The following is a 15,191-nucleotide window of genomic DNA, read 5'->3' as shown; positions in this document are numbered from 1 at the left end:
CAGAGTCGGACACAGAAGATAGCCCTCGGTCGGATGCAGATTTCCGCTCGAAGGGTTGCAGCGCAGTGCCCACCGCTGGGTGCCGTAGGATTTCCACGCCGACAGGCCGAGCGAAAGTTCGAACAGGGTTGCCAGACTGGAAAGATCGAATCTGCGCGCGGGCGGTAAAGCGCCGCAGCGCAGTTGGTTGTAGGGTGTAGTCAGGCTATCCGCGGCTAACGGCAGACCAATGCGCGGTGCGCCGTGAAACACCCGGAACGGATCCGGTTGGGTTGCCCAGTCGAGTTCCCCGGGGCCAGGAGCGTAGCCGCTGACGCGATGCTTGCTGCGCTCGTGATATTCAAGCAGCGCATGCTTTAACCGGTCCATGTTCCCCTCAGACCCGGGATATCCGCACATGTGGCTGTACAAAACCGGTTGGCTGGACGTTGGGGCGCGGTCGTCATCAAGTCGTGGAACCGAACGCGCTTCGGCAAACTGCTATTGCGTTCGGCGCCTCCTGTGCGATGCGCGGCAATCGCGTTGTCTTCACGAAAGCCGGGGGATGTTTCCAGCGCTTAGGTCACCCTTCAGGTGTCTTCGAAGGTATTCGGGACCGCCGACTTCAAAAACTCGTGGCCATCCCAGGTTAGCCGCCAGTCGCTACCCATCGAGCGGACGAGATTTGCGTCGGCCAGCAGGTTCAACTGATACCACACACCCCGGTTCGAAACATCGAATGCATCCTTGAGCGCGCTTTCAATGTCAAATTCGCTGAGGTGCGGGGATTTGTTTTCCTCGAGAGTCTTCAATATTGCGAGTGCCAGATTCATATCGCGTTTCACGATCTCCTCCTGTCGCAGATAGGACATACATCGGCTCCCGCCACGGTCCGAACGCGTAGGGTGAATTTCAACACCAGTCGCGAGCGCTGCCTGGGATTCAACGCTTCGGTCCCCTCATACCCTCGGTTTCCATCGCAGCATTCCGCTCTTCGCAGGCTTCAATGGGTTCCATGGTTTCGTCGACGGAAGCTGTCGCGCGTTCTGTGGCCGCCTTCGTTTCGTCGACGGTGGAACCGAGTCCTCCGTCGTCGTCGCCCGGGGGCTCCAGCATGTCTCGAAGCATGGCCTCCAACTCCGGCGTGTCCCACGGCGCGCCGTGCTGCTCTTTCTTCTTTATGTAGTGCCTGACTTCTGCGTCCTGCTCCGGCGTCAGGGGAAGACCGCGAAATGTGCTTTGGGGGGTAGTGTCGGTCATGGTATTGCTCCGGAATTTATCCCATTTTGAGTGTAGCCCTGTTGTGGCCAACGAGCCTCAACTATCGGTCTGCACATGGACTGATCCGTCCATTCGCATCGGCTCGTCCAGCGAGCGAACGTTGCTATTGGCACAGATACGAGCCCGGGCGCCTTGCGCAATTGCTGCTGATAGCGGCACTGTGCAAACAATCCACGGGCGGGACAACGTCACGCGATGACATGGTTCAGCGCAGGGGCCTTACGCAGAAGGGACATACCTCGAGCGTGGCTTTGCGTCTTTTTGCGGCACCTGCAGGCGGTTCCGACCGCTCATGGCGATGCGCGCACCGATGCAAATTGCGGCGGGTCATGAAGGATGGCAGGAACTATGACAAAACTGTCCGGACAGTTTTCCATCGGGCGCGTGTACAAAAGCTGTACGCTGGTGATTCCCGACTGCGACCGGATCGGCCCCAGATGAACGAATGGCATTCGACTTTCACAACCTCAGCCGCAGCTATGATGCACTCGGGCAGTACGTAACGTTCTGGCGTTTTCTGGGGTTATGACAACGTCGTGAAGGGGACCACGAATATCGCTGTCGGACAGACGGGAGGGCGGAAGATGCGACTGATCGAAGCGGATGAACGTCAGGCTTTCCTGGCGACCTTGCAGCGCAAGGGACTGGCAGAAGGTGAATTCGAACTGCTGGAAACGGATACGACTGACCCCAAGGGCGACGAGAACGTCGGCCTGCAGGGATATGTCACCGTAACCAGACTATCAACACAAATTGCGAGGGAATACCCCATAGGCTTCGAAACCGGTTGGGTGCAGCATTTCAGACAGGATCTCGAAGCTGGCGTCTTCGATAAGCCGGAATGAGATCCCGCTGTTGCGGCGAACTCTCCGAGCAGCCGGCCGTAGTTCGCACCGGTGACGGTTCCCACCGCCTTGATGCGGTGCTCGGTCATCGCCGCATTGATCGAGGAACCGCCGCCAGCATGCACACTGATCGCAATGTGGATGGCGAAGGATTGCGGAACGTGGTCCACATGCTCTCAACTGCGGCCTGCTGCATGTACTGCCCAAGCGGATTGATTGCCTGCGCAGTAGCGAATGGCACTTGATCGCGGACAAACGCGTTGAGACTGCGCTCGAACTGGTCGACGTTCGTCTTTACCGAGATCGTGATCATGTCTCACTCTCCTCGTTTGTCCGCTTTGCTACCATGACGATTCCGTAGTCAGCCAAATGGAGGCGGCGAATGGCAAATTTGTTCAATCGCGGAGACGCAGCAAGGATCGCAGCGGAATTGATACAAGCGGCGGTGCACAGCGGATCGATTCGTCTGATGGGGAGTTCGGCGGATGCAACCGTCGCACAAGCACATGCAATCAATGATGCTAAGTATCTTTCGATACTAATCAATCAGCTAGCCGATGAGCTGACCTATGTGGAATAGGCATTGAAAAAGCCCCGCGCAATTTCTTGGCGGGGCACGTGGTAATCGGCTGGCCATCAGAACCCCTTTCGCAAACGGGCTAAAAATTATTCCCCGCCAAACCATTTGGCCCTTATGTATTATTTATGCGTCCTGCGAGGAAAGGTAACGTTTTTCCCTTGACGAAAATGGAACATTAAAATGCCATCGCCGATTCCGCGAACATCAATGAGAGGAGTTGCGATGGTTCTATATCACCACGGCGCAGCAATTCAGCCCTGTGTCACGAAGCATGGCAAAACCTTTGTAGCGCGTGCATCGATCTTGGCGGAAGACGGTGAAGCTACTTCACTCGGGAATCTCGGAGAGTTCGCGAGTCAGGAATGCGCTTTCGCGTTTGCCGTGCGCAGCGCGACTGCATTCGTGGATGGTGAACCCCTGCCGCGCTCACCTTTTGAACTAACTTAGGCCGCGTAGCAACCGCGTAACGTGGCGGCAAGATCACACCCCTCGCCGATGGCGCAGTGAATGCGAAAGTCGAACTCACCACCCTCGGCGGCGACAAGATCGTCGCCATCGTCACCGGGGGCAGTTGCTCTCGATAGCATGTGGATGCCAGCCGGCCGGGCTTAACTTCACTGTCGGGAATCTCTCCTCCATCGGAAAATGGGAGACGTCAATGAATGAAGAAATCTTCAACCTCAGCATACGCAAGTTCTTAAAAATGGTTGGCGTCAATTCGCAGCGCGAGATCGAGCACGCGGTAGCCAAGGCCCTTGCTGACGGCACCATCGCAGGCACAGAATCGTTTCCCGCAAAAGTGACGCTGGAAGCTGCAGGGTTCAAGCTGAAAGTGGAGTTTGATGGCGAAATCACGCTCCAGTAAGTGCGAGATGACGTTTTCTGCACGGCAGCCGCGACGACTATCGGCAACGGTTCGCGACGGTTTTTTCGACCAATGTGCCTTCGGCGACGTCAACCACGGCGGATCGCTGTCGCCAAAGGCAGGCACCGGGCAGTTCCAGACGTTCATCCGCGAAATCAGCAAGACGTTCGCGTGACCGTTTGAACCTGAAAAATGGCACTCGCTTCCAATGGAGGGATTTCATATTTCAATGGGAAGGTGCGAACAGGAAGCCGATCGCCTCCTGCCACCAGGCATCGTCGACGTGCCCAATCCAGTCGTTATGTTCAGCCGCCTTCACGACCATCAATTGTTTCGGATTGGCCAGCGCGTGGTAGAGCGCGTCGCCGAAGCGCGCGGGGACGATGCTGTCGCTTTGCGCAACTACGACGAAAACAGGGCGGTCGAACGACGCCAGGTGTGTCACGCTGTCGTAGAGGCGATGCGCAAGCGCTATGGTCTGTTAAGTTGGACACCTGTCCGCACTTCTGGGGGCGCGGTTAATAGCTCGCGCCTCTTTCCCCACCTACGACATCACCGCCACTGAAAACACACAACAGCTCCGCCCCCGCAACCTACCCCTTAAACTCCACCGAAACAAAAACCTTCTTACACGGCTCTACAACTTCCCACGTCCCCTTAAACCCCGCAGGAATCAAAAACCGATCGCCAGCCCGCACAGTCTTACTTGTCCCATCCGCATCCCGAATCACCGACACGCCCTCAAGAATCTCGCAATACTCACTCTCGGTGAAGTTCACCGTCCACTGACCGCAAGCTCCCTCCCAAACCCCAGCCGCAAGCTGCCCACACGGACTAGCAAAATGCGTGTGAACAACCTGCGAAGGATTGCCGGAAAGCACCGCTTCCGCCTTCGGCATGTACTCAACACTTTCCTTAGCAGGCTGCGCAAAATCTACGATATTCAAAATGCTCATAATGTCTCGAATGCAAACAGAGTTAAAGATCAAAGCTTCAAAAAGTGCGTAGCGCACACACCCACTGCATGCGCTACGCTCAAAAGGAGTCACCTAACATCACGAAAGGTCACCAAAGCACACCAAAGCACACCACAACAACCAACCCTCAACTCCCTGACTTCAACTGCGCCCACAGCCGGTTCTCAAGTCGCATGATTGGCGCGGGCTGCGGCCGCATCAAAGTCATCTTGTTCAGCACAGCCTCTGGCGGATACACATTTGCATCCTGCTCGATCACCGGCGTCACAAACTGCCTCGCAGCCCGATTCGCAGTCGGATAGAAAACTTCGTTAGTAATCGCCGCGCTCACCTTCGGATCTTCGATGTAGTTCATCCACTTCATCGCCGCTTCCGGATGCGGGGCATCTTTCGGAATCACCATCACGTCCATCCAGACCAGGCCCGCGTCCTTGATGTTCGAGAACCGCACCTCATACGAACGCTTCGCTTCTGACGACCGTCGCCGCGCAATCCCCACATCGCCCGAATAACCTAACGCCACACAGATATCGTTGTTCGCCAGATCGTTGATGTAGCCGGACGAATTGAACTGCGTGATATACGGCTGCACTTTCTTCAGTACTTCGTACGCGGCCTGGTAGTCGCCGGGATTGGTGCTGTTCGGGTCCTTATGCATGTACTGAAGCACGGCCGGGAAAACATCCGCAGCCGCGTCGAGGAAAGACACGCCGCAGCTTTTTAGCTTCGAAAGATTCGCCGGGTCGAACAACAGCGACCAGTTATCAACCGGCGCATCGGCGCCGAGTGCTTTTTTCACGGCCTGAACGTTATAGCCGATACCATCGGTGCCCCAAGCCCAGGGCACGCCATATTGATTGCCGGGGTCCGCATCGGCAATCAGCTTCATCAATCCCGGATCGAGGTTCGCGAGATTCGGCATCTTCGATTTGTCGATCTTCTGATACACGCCGGCTTCGATCTGGCGCGCCATATAACTCGATGTGGGCACAACGATGTCATACCCGGAGCTGCCTGCAAGCAGTTTCGCCTGCAGTGTGTCGTCGCTATCGTAACTGTCGTATTTCACCGTGATGCCGGATTGCTTTTCGAAGCCTGCAATTGTGTCCTTGGCGATGTAATCCGACCAGTTGTAGACGTTGATCGTCGTGTCCGCTGCGCGTGCAGCGTTCATTGGGGATAAAGCGGTCAGCGAGCACAGCATCGTGCCGGTGAGCGAGACAAGCTTGGCATGACGGATCTTCATTCAACTATCTCCTTGGTTTCGATCTTTAGTTTTCGCCGCAGCGCAGGTGCAGATGCACGAGCGTGACGACCCGCACGTCCGTATGTCCGGCACGAATGCGGACGAGTAAGGGACGCGACGCCGCCTGCCGCAGCGCAAGCGCACAGCAGAGCTAATAGGGACGTAGATAGGCGAGCGCTATAAGCCGGCCAACGCTAGCAAGACAACTTGCAAAGCACGGACAGACAAACGCACTGCAGACGTTCGACCGCTAAATAAGCGGCCCAAACGCATGCAACACTGGCTCGCGAAAAGAGAAGGGGACTAAGGCAGAAGCGACGCGATTTCGTCAGTTCGCACCCCAATGGCGGCAGGGGCTGCAATGACGTTGTGTCGGCGGACAGAGCGCCGCGACAACACGGTATCGATGGACAGGGGGCGGGATGGCGAAGCGCAGTTGCTCCCCTGATGAGCGTTCGAACAGCCGGACAGGAAAGTTCTTTCCCGACCAGGCTGATATCTCACCAATGGACCACGGACTTTCACGATGGAACCCGAAGCGACGTTGAGTAGAAGTCCTCGCTGATGCAGATCGACCGTGCTGCGAGAACCACCAAACTGCCGCCCTAGGATATATGAGACATTATTTTCGTCAAAGGATTTTCTGACACTGTGCTGTCATCGTTATGCACAGTGGAACGCGTTCATGCGAGCGCATGCTTCAACAAGCATAGCTCGCATCGAACTACGCAACGACAGACAACGTTGGCGTTTTACTGACCGCCCATCGGCTCGGGCTGAACCGCGGGCGCAGCGGGTGCGATCGTGCCGGTTTGCGACGATCCGTTTGCCGAAGAACCATAGCCAGTGGTGTCATGCTGTGCGGCTACGCGCGCTTCGGCTGTCTGAATGTCAGCGGGGTAGGTGGAGTCAGTTGCCACAGCGGGGTTGTAGCCGGCCTGTTCAATCTGAATCAGTTGCGCCTTGACCTCCGCACGGGTCAGCGGTTGCTCCGACTGTGCGAACGAAGCCACCGGGGCTGCGAGAACAACGACCAGTGCGACTGCTTTGATCAACGATTTCATGATGCTTCCCTCCGGGAATTGTCTTAACCGGCGCCGCAACATGGGTTCGGCGACCTATGGAGGGATTCTAGGAAGTGGGTGATCTAGGGCAAACCCCTAAACCGGTAATTCAGTCTTGCAGCAAATGATAAGTCGGCAATATGTAATGCTCTTCGTAAGCCATGAAAAATTGCTTCAGACTCCAGAACGTACGCCGACTCGATACGCCGTCACCTGCCGGTATGCGCGGCTAGGCCGCACGATAACCTGCTCCTGCTCAGCCATATTGACTTCGTTCGGGAAGCAGCCCGCTTCCAGACACAGCCCGGCGTGCGGCTGGTATGCGATGCCGCCGCGCCCCGTGTCGCCATTCAGCGAATTGCCGGTGTAGAACTGCAAGCCGCGCTGATCAGTCGACACGGTCAGTTCGCGTCCGCTGCCGGGATCATATGCGCATGCAACCTGGCGTACCTGCGGCTCGCGCCCGGCGATGGTGGCATCAGGCGCGTCACGCAGCACATAGCAGTGATCGAAGCCGCCGGCCCTCGCAAGCTGCGCATGCGGCCAATCGAGCCGTGCGCCGATCGGCGCGCTCTGCCGGAAGTCGAATGCATTGCCGGCTACTTCGGCAAGCTCGCAAGGAATCATTGCTGCATCGACTTCGAAAAACCGGTCGGCATCGATCGATAACACATGGCCGCGAATGTCGGCACCTCGCCGACCCGTCAGGTTGAAGTAGGGATGGCTCGTCAGATTGAGTGGCGTCGCTGCGTCCGTCATGGCTTCATAGGCGATCGTCAAGGTGCCGTCGTCGTCGAGCGTGTAACGCACTTGCACTGTGACATTGCCCGGAAAGCCGGCGTCGCCTTCGGGCGATTCCAGGCGCATGACCAGCGCGCCGCTATCCTCGCTCACGTCCCACAGTGTGCGATGAAAACCCTGCGTGCCGCCATGCAGCAGATTCGCGCCTTCGTTGCGATCGAGCGTGTACTCGATACCGTCGAGCGTGAAGCGCGCACCGGCAATGCGGTTCGCCCACCGGCCGATCAGTCCGCCCATGTAGGTGGTGGCCGCAACGTATTCAGCGGGCGTGTCGTGGCCGAGCAGAATGTCGCCGAGCCGACCCGCGCGGTCCGGCGCATGCCACGAGACCAGCGTCGCGCCTAGGTCGCTAATGGCGACTTTCATGCCGTGTGCATTGCGCAGCGTGAAGAGCCGCACACGATCGCCGCCGGGCAGCGTGCCCCATGGCTCAGAAGAAAGAGGTGCAATGCTGATCATGTCGTCGGTGGAGATAAAAGATGAAAGGCATGCTCAGCCAGGCGTTGCTGTCGAATTCGCACGTTCCTGGTATTCGCGCGGCGTACAGCCGAGTTCACGGCGAAACACCGCGTACATGTATTGCAACGACGTGAAGCCGCAACGGATCGCCACCTCCGCGCTCGACGCATCGCGCTTGGCAAGCAGCGCTTTGGCGACGTCGAGCTTGTAGCGCAGGATTTCCTGATGCACGGTGCACTGCCGTTCGCGCCGGAAGTACTCTTCGAGCGACGATCTCGACACGCCCACGTAATCGGCAACCTGTTCGGTGCGAATGCCCTGGCAGGCGTACTGCCGGATGAAATGCCGCGCGCGCATCACATACGGACTCGCGAGCGGTTGGTGTTTAGTCGATTCGAGCACATTGATGCCGACCGGTGGCACGAGAATGCGGCGCCCTGGGAAACGCGCACCGTGCAGCATCTGATGGAGCAAGTGAGCAGCTGTGCGGCCCATTTCTTCGGTGCCTTGAATCACGGAGGAAAGCGGAATGCGGGTCAAGGTACGCGTCAGCGGATCGTTGTCGATGCCGATGATCGCTACTTCTTCGGGAACGGGAATACCCGCGATCAAACAGGCCTGCAGCAGATGCCGCGCGCGAGCGTCGGTGACGGCGATGATGCCGACCGGCTTCGGCAGTTGGCTCAGCCAGGCGGTGAGCTGCTCGATGGCCTGATTCCACGATGGCGCGCTGGTCGACAGGCCGCGATAAATCTCGGTGCCGATCTGCTCGGCACTGTGGCCGTCCGCGCTGCGCAGGTGAGCGAATGCCAACTCACGTTGCTGCGCCCAGCGATTCTCCTGCGCTTGCGGAAGGCTATACAACGCGAAGTGTTCGAGACCCGCGCCGATCAAATGCGTATACGCGAGCGAAACGAGCTTGGCGTTATCGGTTGCGATATAGGGTAAGTCCGGGGGGTAGTGCGCCGGATCTTCAAACGATGAACCGACCGCGACCACCGGCAACGGACAATCGCGCAGCGCTTCGCCCACAGCGGGATCGTCGAAATCCGCGATGATGCCGTCGCCGTCGAAGCGCTCGATACCCGTCAGCCGGCAGCGGAAATCTTCTTCAAGGAAGAGATCCCACGCCACGCGCGTCGACAGCAGGTAATTGCCGATACCGGTGATGATCTCGCGGTCGTAGACCTTGTTCGCGTTGAACAGCAGCGCGATCCGGTGGGTCGTCTGTGGTGTTTGCGGACGGGTCATGGCAGTGGGTGGCGTGCGGACCGGCAGGACTCGCAGCGCCTTCGTCTCCTGTCGGCCAGAGTTGGCGCTTTAGCTGTCGATCAGAGTTCGCGCTTCAGCGCGCTACTCTGATCCCATGCAAAGCACTTACTCTGGTCCCATGCAAGATGGTTGCGGTTGGGTGCGCTCAGAAGGTGGCACCGTTTTTAAGCGTCTGGTTATTCTAGGCCGCGAAGATCGCGCTGGTGTGAAACAAACGCGTGGGCAGTAAGAAACGTTAAGCACGCTGCGCAATTTCGCAATTGCCGATGCATCTTGCAAGCGGCAGCATGGCGTCACCTTGTCAACCGGCGCGGCGATGTCGCACGGGTTGCAGTGCAGCATAAAACCGGAGACGCTGATGTCCTACTTTGAACACATTCCCGAGATCCGCTACGAAGGCCCGCAATCGGATAACCCGCTTGCGTATCGTCATTACGACAAGAGCAAACTCGTGCTCGGCAAGACACTCGAGGAACATCTGCGTATCGCCGTGTGCTACTGGCATACGTTCGTGTGGCCGGGCGTCGACATCTTCGGGCAGGGGACGTTTCGGCGTCCCTGGCAGCAAGCCGGCGACGCGATGGAGCGAGCGCAGCAAAAAGCCGATTCGGCATTCGAGTTTTTCTCGAAGCTCGGCACGCCGTATTACACATTTCACGATACCGACGTCGCGCCGGAAGGCGACAGCCTGAAGGCTTATAGCGAGAACTTCACGCGTATCGCCGACTATCTCGCCCGCAAGCAGCAGGACACGGGCATCAAACTGCTGTGGGGCACGGCTAATCTTTTCTCGCATCCGCGTTACGCAGCGGGCGCTGCGACCAGTCCAGATCCTGAGATTTTCGCGTTTGCAGCAACGCAGGTTCGCCACGCACTCGATGCGACGCAACGGCTCGGCGGCGAAAACTATGTGTTGTGGGGCGGCCGCGAGGGCTACGATACGCTGCTCAATACCGACCTCGCGCGCGAACGCGATCAGCTTGCCCGTTTCCTGCACATGGTGGTCGAACACAAGCACAAGATCGGCTTCAAAGGCGCATTGTTGATCGAGCCGAAGCCGCAGGAGCCGACCAAGCATCAATACGACTACGACGTGGCGGCCGTCCACGGCTTCCTGCTGCAATACGGGCTGGAGAAAGAGATTCGCGTGAACATCGAGGCCAATCACGCGACGCTTGCTGGCCATTCGTTTCATCACGAGATCGCCACGGCTTATGCGCTGGGTATTTTCGGCAGCGTCGACGCGAATCGCGGAGATCAGCAAAACGGCTGGGATACGGACCAGTTTCCAAACAGCGTCGAAGAACTAACGCTGTCCTTCTACGAAATTCTCAAGCACGGCGGCTTCACCACCGGCGGCATGAACTTCGACGCAAAAGTACGGCGGCAGAGCGTCGACGCGGAAGATCTGTTTTTCGGCCATATCGGTGCCATCGATAACCTGGCGCTCGCCGTCGAACGTGCAGCGACGCTGATCGAAAACGACCGGCTCGAACAGTTCAAGCGTCAACGGTATGCGGGCTGGGAGTCGGAATTCGGTCGCAAGATTCTCAAGGGCGACTATTCGCTCTCGACGCTGGCCACGGATGCCTTGGCGCGTGGCCTGAATCCGCAGCACGCGAGCGGTCGGCAGGAGCAGTTGGAAAACGTTGTGAATCAGGCGATTTACAGCAGGCGCTAAAAGGCAGTCACGAAGTAACGCCCGAAAAAGGGCATGCAGTAAGACATAAAAAATCGCGCGGCCACGTTGACCGCGCGAATGAAAGAAGCTTTGGGTTGTCGCTTGTCCGGTTCTGTAGCTCGCAGCACAGACCGTCCAATCCGGTATTCCGGCTATCAGAACAAGGAGTGAGACATGAAATTCGCAACGCGTCGTACCGTACTGAGTTCGCTCGTGTGTGGAGCGATGCTCGCCAGCCTGTCGCTTGTGGCGCCGCTCGCGCATGCAAGCAAGGATCATCCAGAAATCGGTTTCTGTATCGACGATCTGCGTGTCGAGCGCTGGTCGCGCGATCGTGACTATTTCGTTGCAGCAGCAGAAAAACTTGGCGCCAAAGTATCGGTGCAATCCGCCGATGCGAGCGAAGAGCGACAGATTTCGCAAATCGAAAACCTGATCTCGCGCGGCGTAGACATGATCGTGATCGTGCCGTTCAATTCGAAGACGCTCGGCAATGTGGTCGCCGAAGCCAAGAAAGCGGGCATCAAGGTCGTTTCGTATGACCGCCTGATTCTCGACGCCGATGTGGACGCCTATATCTCGTTCGACAACGAGAAGGTCGGGGAACTGCAAGCGCAAGGTGTCTACAACGCGCAACCGAAGGGCAACTACTTCATGCTCGGCGGCGCGCCGACCGACAACAACGCAAAGATGCTGCGTGAAGGCCAGCTAAAAGTGTTGAAGCCCGCGATAGACAAGGGCGATATCAAGATCGTCGGTCAGCAGTGGGTGCCGGAGTGGAGCGCGTCGACGGCGCTGCGCATCGTTGAAGATGCACTCACAGCGAACAACAACAAGATCGATGCAATCGTCGCGTCGAACGACGGCACCGCGGGCGGCGCGATTCAGGCGCTTGCTGCACAGCACATGGCGGGCAAAGTGCCGGTGTCGGGTCAGGATGCCGATCTTGCGGCAGTGAAGCGCGTGATCGCCGGCACGCAGACCATGACCGTGTACAAACCGCTGAAACTGATTGCAGGCGAAGCGGCGAAACTTTCTGTCGCGCTTGCGAAGGGCGAGAAGCCAGCCTTCAATTCTCAGTACGACAACGGCAAGAAGAAGGTCGACACGGTGCTCCTGCAACCCACGTTGCTCACCAAGAGCAATGTTGATGTGGTCGTCAAGGACGGCTTCTACACCCAGGCCCAGCTCGCGAGCCAATGAGCGTAACGTGTGCGCGGTTCAAGCCGGTGTGCCGGGTATGCGTCAGGCACATCGGCGCCACCGCGCGCCTTGCAGCGAGGCATAGCGAATGACGCAACCATTACTGACGATGCGCGGCATCGTCAAAGCGTTTTCCGGCGTGAAGGCGCTCGACGGCATCGACCTGACGGTGGCGCCAGGCGAGTGCGTGGGCTTGTGCGGCGAAAACGGCGCGGGCAAATCGACGCTGATGAAAGTGCTGTCCGGCGTCTATCCCCACGGCACCTGGGATGGCGAAATAATCTGGGAAGGCGAACCGTTAAAGGCCGCGAGCATAAGGGACACGGAACGCGCGGGCATCATCATCATCCACCAGGAGTTGATGCTGGTGCCGGAGCTCTCGGTCGCGGAGAATATCTTTCTCGGCAATGAAATCACGCTGCCCGGCGGCCGGATGAACTACGCCGCCATGTACCAGCGCGCCGATGAACTGCTGCGCGAGCTCGGCATAGGCGGAATCAACTCCGCGCAGCCGGTGATGAACTACGGCGGCGGCCACCAGCAGCTGATCGAGATCGCGAAGGCGCTGAACAAGCGCGCGAAGCTGTTGATCCTCGATGAACCGTCGTCGTCGCTGACCGCTACGGAGATACACATCCTGCTGGATATCGTGCGCGATCTGAAGCGGCGCGGCGTCGCCTGCGTGTATATCTCGCATAAGCTCGACGAAGTCGCGGCCGTGTGCGACACGATCAGCGTGATTCGCGACGGCCGTCACGTCGCGACCGAACCGATGCGTGCGCTAACCACCGACCGCATCATCTCGCTGATGGTGGGCCGCGAGATCAAGAACCTGTTTCCGCGTGAACCCCATCCAATCGGCGACGTGATCTTCGAAGCGCGCCACGTGACCTGTTTCGATGTGACCAATCCGCGCCGCAAGCGCGTGAACGATGTGTCGTTTGCGTTGCGACGCGGTGAGATTCTCGGGGTTGCCGGTTTGGTCGGCGCAGGGCGTACGGAGCTGATGCAGGCGATCTTCGGCGCGTATCCCGGTCTGAGCGAGGCGACTGTGATGATGGATGGCAAGCCATTGAAGATCCGCGCGCCTGTCGATGCGATTCGCGCCGGCATCGGTATGGTGCCGGAAGATCGCAAGCGCCACGGCATCGTGCCGGGTCTGAGTGTCGGGCACAACATCACGCTCTCGGTGTTGCAACGCTTCGCGAAGGGTGGCCGTATCGATTCCGCCGCCGAACTCGATACGATTCACACGGAAATGAAGCGACTTTCAGTACGAGCGGCGCATCCGATGTTGTCGATCGCGAGCTTGTCGGGTGGTAATCAGCAGAAGGCCGTGCTGACCCGCATGCTGCTGACCGACCCGAAAGTGCTGATCCTCGACGAACCGACGCGAGGTGTCGACGTCGGTGCGAAATACGAAATCTATAAACTGATTTTTCAGCTGGCACAGCGCGGCATGTCGATCGTGATGGTGTCGTCCGAATTGCCCGAAGTGCTCGGCATCAGCGATCGCGTGCTGGTGATCGGCGAAGGCGAATTGCGCGGCGACTTCGTCAACGACGGCCTCACGCAAGAGGACATTCTCAGCGCCGCGATCCGTCCCGTACGGCGATCCCTTATCCCAACAGCGCCAACCGCGCCAACCGCAGCGAGTGCCGCATGACTCCCGACGTCACTTCCCAACCCGCAGAAGGCGCCGTGCCGCGAGGCGCATTCGGTGGCCCGCAGCGCATTCAGCAACTGTTCGCGCGCTACAAGATTCTCGCGTTGCTGATCGCCGTGGCCGTAATCTGGATTTTCTTTTCCTTTCTTACGCACGGCGCGTTTGTGACGCCGCGCAATCTGTCGAATCTGCTGCGGCAGATGTCGATTACCGGCATGCTCGCGTGCGGCATGGTGTTCGTGATTATCGCGGGCGAGATCGATCTGTCGGTCGGGTCGTTGCTTGGTCTGCTCGGCGGTGTGGCGGCGATTCTCGACGTGAACCGGCACTGGCCGATCGGTGTCGACGTGCCTGTGGTGATGCTGCTCGGCGTGCTCGTCGGCATGTTCAACGGATGGTGGTCGACGTACCGGCGTGTGCCGTCGTTCATTGTCGGGCTGGGTGGCATGCTCGCGTATCGCGGCATTCTGCTTGGCGTTACAGGCGGTTCAACGATCGCGCCGGTCTCCGATGGTTTTGTATTTGTCGGCCAAGGGTATCTGCCGCGCCTCGCGGGCGATACGCTTGCCGTTGTGCTGTTTGTGGTGCTGGCCTTTCTGACGGTGCGGCAACGAAGCAACCGCGAGCGTTATAAGTTGCGGGTGGTGCCGATCTGGCAGGACGTCGTGAAGGTGGTCGGTGCGGGCGTGATTCTGGCCGCGTTTGTCGCCACGCTCGATCGTTATGGCGGGATTCCCGTGCCGGTTCTGCTGCTGCTCGCGTTGCTGGGTATTTTCACGTGGATCGCGACGCAGACCGTGTTCGGGCGGCGTATCTATGCAGTGGGGTCCAACCTGGAAGCGACGCGGCTCTCCGGCGTGAATACCAACCGCGTAAAGCTGGCCATATTCGCGCTGATGGGACTGATGTGCGCGTTCGCCGGGATCGTCAATACGGCGCGGCTCGCGGCCGGCTCGCCGTCGGCGGGCTCGATGGGCGAACTCGACGCGATCGCCGCGTGCTTTATCGGCGGGACGTCGATGCGCGGCGGCTCCGGAACGGTCTACGGTGCTTTGATCGGCGCACTGGTGATGCGAGTTTGGATAACGGCATGTCGATGCTCGACGTCGACGCGTACTGGCAGATGATCGTGAAGGGCAGCATTCTTGTGCTGGCTGTGTGGATCGATGTGGTGTCAGGGTCGAACCGGCGGTGAGTCAGCAGGCGGTGCGTCATGCACATGCTGACGCACCGCCGGCTGAGCGATCGGACCCGCGTGAAATCCGCCAATGA

The 15,191-nt window shown here is 58.7% G+C and carries 15 protein-coding genes and 3 pseudogenes; 8 read left to right on the top strand and 10 right to left on the bottom strand.

What is annotated here, in order from left to right; all coding sequences use genetic code 11:
- The 3 genes and pseudogenes from GNZ13_RS00490 to GNZ13_RS00480 all read right to left on the bottom strand — a co-directional run.
- Positions 1 to 369 (bottom strand): annotated as a pseudogene (locus GNZ13_RS00490) (nitroreductase); the annotation flags it as partial.
- Positions 370 to 569: 200 nt separating this feature from the next.
- Positions 570 to 851: a DUF2513 domain-containing protein gene (locus GNZ13_RS00485; protein ID WP_236001748.1), complete on the bottom strand. Its 282-nt coding sequence runs from the start codon at positions 849 to 851 to the stop codon at positions 570 to 572.
- Positions 852 to 921: 70 nt separating this feature from the next.
- Positions 922 to 1,239: a hypothetical protein gene (locus GNZ13_RS00480; protein WP_172159500.1), complete on the bottom strand. Its 318-nt coding sequence runs from the start codon at positions 1,237 to 1,239 to the stop codon at positions 922 to 924.
- 605 nt (positions 1,240 to 1,844) lie between these two features.
- Between GNZ13_RS00480 and GNZ13_RS00475 the strand changes: the two genes are divergently transcribed.
- Positions 1,845 to 2,105, top strand: coding sequence for a transcriptional regulator (locus GNZ13_RS00475; RefSeq protein WP_172159498.1), 261 nt, complete (start codon positions 1,845 to 1,847; stop codon positions 2,103 to 2,105).
- A gap of 85 nt (positions 2,106 to 2,190) precedes the next feature.
- On the opposite strand, the gene GNZ13_RS00465 is transcribed toward GNZ13_RS00475, so the two are convergent.
- Complete coding sequence (locus GNZ13_RS00465) at positions 2,191 to 2,418, bottom strand: hypothetical protein (RefSeq protein WP_172159496.1); 228 nt, start codon at positions 2,416 to 2,418, stop codon at positions 2,191 to 2,193.
- A gap of 69 nt (positions 2,419 to 2,487) precedes the next feature.
- Between GNZ13_RS00465 and GNZ13_RS00460 the strand changes: the two genes are divergently transcribed.
- The 3 genes from GNZ13_RS00460 to GNZ13_RS00450 all read left to right on the top strand — a co-directional run bounded on the left by GNZ13_RS00460 (position 2,488) and on the right by GNZ13_RS00450 (position 3,725).
- Positions 2,488 to 2,685, top strand: coding sequence for a hypothetical protein (locus GNZ13_RS00460; protein WP_172159494.1), 198 nt, complete (start codon positions 2,488 to 2,490; stop codon positions 2,683 to 2,685).
- A gap of 658 nt (positions 2,686 to 3,343) precedes the next feature.
- Positions 3,344 to 3,550: a DUF6494 family protein gene (locus tag GNZ13_RS00455; RefSeq protein WP_172159492.1), complete on the top strand. Its 207-nt coding sequence runs from the start codon at positions 3,344 to 3,346 to the stop codon at positions 3,548 to 3,550.
- Between the two features lie 7 nt (positions 3,551 to 3,557).
- On the top strand, positions 3,558 to 3,725 hold the full coding sequence (locus GNZ13_RS00450; protein ID WP_172159490.1) for a hypothetical protein: 168 nt from the start codon (positions 3,558 to 3,560) through the stop codon (positions 3,723 to 3,725).
- Positions 3,726 to 3,776: 51 nt separating this feature from the next.
- Here the strand turns inward: GNZ13_RS00450 and GNZ13_RS00445 are convergent.
- The 6 genes and pseudogenes from GNZ13_RS00445 to GNZ13_RS00420 form a co-directional block, all read right to left on the bottom strand.
- Positions 3,777 to 4,004: pseudogene (locus tag GNZ13_RS00445) on the bottom strand (alpha/beta hydrolase); the annotation flags it as partial.
- A gap of 139 nt (positions 4,005 to 4,143) precedes the next feature.
- Positions 4,144 to 4,563, bottom strand: coding sequence for a cupin domain-containing protein (locus GNZ13_RS00440; protein WP_328807155.1), 420 nt, complete (start codon positions 4,561 to 4,563; stop codon positions 4,144 to 4,146).
- A 91-nt stretch (positions 4,564 to 4,654) separates the two neighbouring features.
- A complete protein-coding gene (locus GNZ13_RS00435; RefSeq protein ID WP_236001751.1) occupies positions 4,655 to 5,731 on the bottom strand; it encodes a polyamine ABC transporter substrate-binding protein in 1,077 nt (358 codons plus the stop codon).
- A 794-nt stretch (positions 5,732 to 6,525) separates the two neighbouring features.
- Positions 6,526 to 6,837, bottom strand: a complete 312-nt coding sequence (locus GNZ13_RS00430; RefSeq protein ID WP_172159486.1) for a DUF4148 domain-containing protein — start codon at positions 6,835 to 6,837, stop codon at positions 6,526 to 6,528.
- A gap of 174 nt (positions 6,838 to 7,011) precedes the next feature.
- A complete protein-coding gene (locus GNZ13_RS00425; protein WP_172159484.1) occupies positions 7,012 to 8,097 on the bottom strand; it encodes an aldose epimerase family protein in 1,086 nt (361 codons plus the stop codon).
- A 33-nt stretch (positions 8,098 to 8,130) separates the two neighbouring features.
- Positions 8,131 to 9,348, bottom strand: coding sequence for a XylR family transcriptional regulator (locus GNZ13_RS00420; protein ID WP_172159482.1), 1,218 nt, complete (start codon positions 9,346 to 9,348; stop codon positions 8,131 to 8,133).
- Positions 9,349 to 9,727: 379 nt separating this feature from the next.
- On the opposite strand from GNZ13_RS00420, the gene xylA reads away from it, so the two are divergent.
- From xylA to GNZ13_RS00400, 4 genes and pseudogenes are all read left to right on the top strand, one after another.
- Positions 9,728 to 11,050 (top strand): xylose isomerase, encoded by a 1,323-nt coding sequence (gene xylA / locus GNZ13_RS00415; protein WP_172159480.1) that lies wholly within the window; start codon positions 9,728 to 9,730, stop codon positions 11,048 to 11,050.
- Between the two features lie 174 nt (positions 11,051 to 11,224).
- Positions 11,225 to 12,253, top strand: a complete 1,029-nt coding sequence (gene xylF / locus GNZ13_RS00410) for a D-xylose ABC transporter substrate-binding protein (protein ID WP_172159478.1) — start codon at positions 11,225 to 11,227, stop codon at positions 12,251 to 12,253.
- An 88-nt stretch (positions 12,254 to 12,341) separates the two neighbouring features.
- Positions 12,342 to 13,919 (top strand): D-xylose ABC transporter ATP-binding protein, encoded by a 1,578-nt coding sequence (xylG, locus tag GNZ13_RS00405; RefSeq protein WP_172159476.1) that lies wholly within the window; start codon positions 12,342 to 12,344, stop codon positions 13,917 to 13,919.
- Positions 13,916 to 15,114 (top strand): annotated as a pseudogene (locus tag GNZ13_RS00400) (sugar ABC transporter permease). The gene xylG and the pseudogene GNZ13_RS00400 overlap by 4 nt, the downstream one beginning before the upstream one ends.
- Positions 15,115 to 15,191 lie beyond the last annotated feature (77 nt).

Origin of the sequence: Paraburkholderia elongata, from assembly GCF_013177735.1 — a bacterium.
Classification (GTDB): Bacteria; Pseudomonadota; Gammaproteobacteria; order Burkholderiales; family Burkholderiaceae; genus Paraburkholderia; species Paraburkholderia elongata.
This window is presented reverse-complemented; position numbering and strand designations above follow the sequence as displayed.

What these genes read in the sequence shown, in the direction of transcription:
- GNZ13_RS00485 (WP_236001748.1), bottom strand. Translation starts at nt 851, where the DNA reads ATGTCCTATCTGCGACAGGAGGAGATCGTGAAACGCGATATGAATCTG.
- GNZ13_RS00480 (WP_172159500.1), bottom strand. Translation starts at nt 1,239, where the DNA reads ATGACCGACACTACCCCCCAAAGCACATTTCGCGGTCTTCCCCTGACG.
- GNZ13_RS00475 (WP_172159498.1), top strand. Translation starts at nt 1,845, where the DNA reads ATGCGACTGATCGAAGCGGATGAACGTCAGGCTTTCCTGGCGACCTTG.
- GNZ13_RS00465 (WP_172159496.1), bottom strand. Translation starts at nt 2,418, where the DNA reads ATGATCACGATCTCGGTAAAGACGAACGTCGACCAGTTCGAGCGCAGT.
- GNZ13_RS00460 (WP_172159494.1), top strand. Translation starts at nt 2,488, where the DNA reads ATGGCAAATTTGTTCAATCGCGGAGACGCAGCAAGGATCGCAGCGGAA.
- GNZ13_RS00455 (WP_172159492.1), top strand. Translation starts at nt 3,344, where the DNA reads ATGAATGAAGAAATCTTCAACCTCAGCATACGCAAGTTCTTAAAAATG.
- GNZ13_RS00450 (WP_172159490.1), top strand. Translation starts at nt 3,558, where the DNA reads ATGACGTTTTCTGCACGGCAGCCGCGACGACTATCGGCAACGGTTCGC.
- GNZ13_RS00435 (WP_236001751.1), bottom strand. Translation starts at nt 5,731, where the DNA reads ATGCTGTGCTCGCTGACCGCTTTATCCCCAATGAACGCTGCACGCGCA.
- GNZ13_RS00430 (WP_172159486.1), bottom strand. Translation starts at nt 6,837, where the DNA reads ATGAAATCGTTGATCAAAGCAGTCGCACTGGTCGTTGTTCTCGCAGCC.
- GNZ13_RS00425 (WP_172159484.1), bottom strand. Translation starts at nt 8,097, where the DNA reads ATGATCAGCATTGCACCTCTTTCTTCTGAGCCATGGGGCACGCTGCCC.
- GNZ13_RS00420 (WP_172159482.1), bottom strand. Translation starts at nt 9,348, where the DNA reads ATGACCCGTCCGCAAACACCACAGACGACCCACCGGATCGCGCTGCTG.
- xylA (WP_172159480.1), top strand. Translation starts at nt 9,728, where the DNA reads ATGTCCTACTTTGAACACATTCCCGAGATCCGCTACGAAGGCCCGCAA.
- xylF (WP_172159478.1), top strand. Translation starts at nt 11,225, where the DNA reads ATGAAATTCGCAACGCGTCGTACCGTACTGAGTTCGCTCGTGTGTGGA.
- xylG (WP_172159476.1), top strand. Translation starts at nt 12,342, where the DNA reads ATGACGCAACCATTACTGACGATGCGCGGCATCGTCAAAGCGTTTTCC.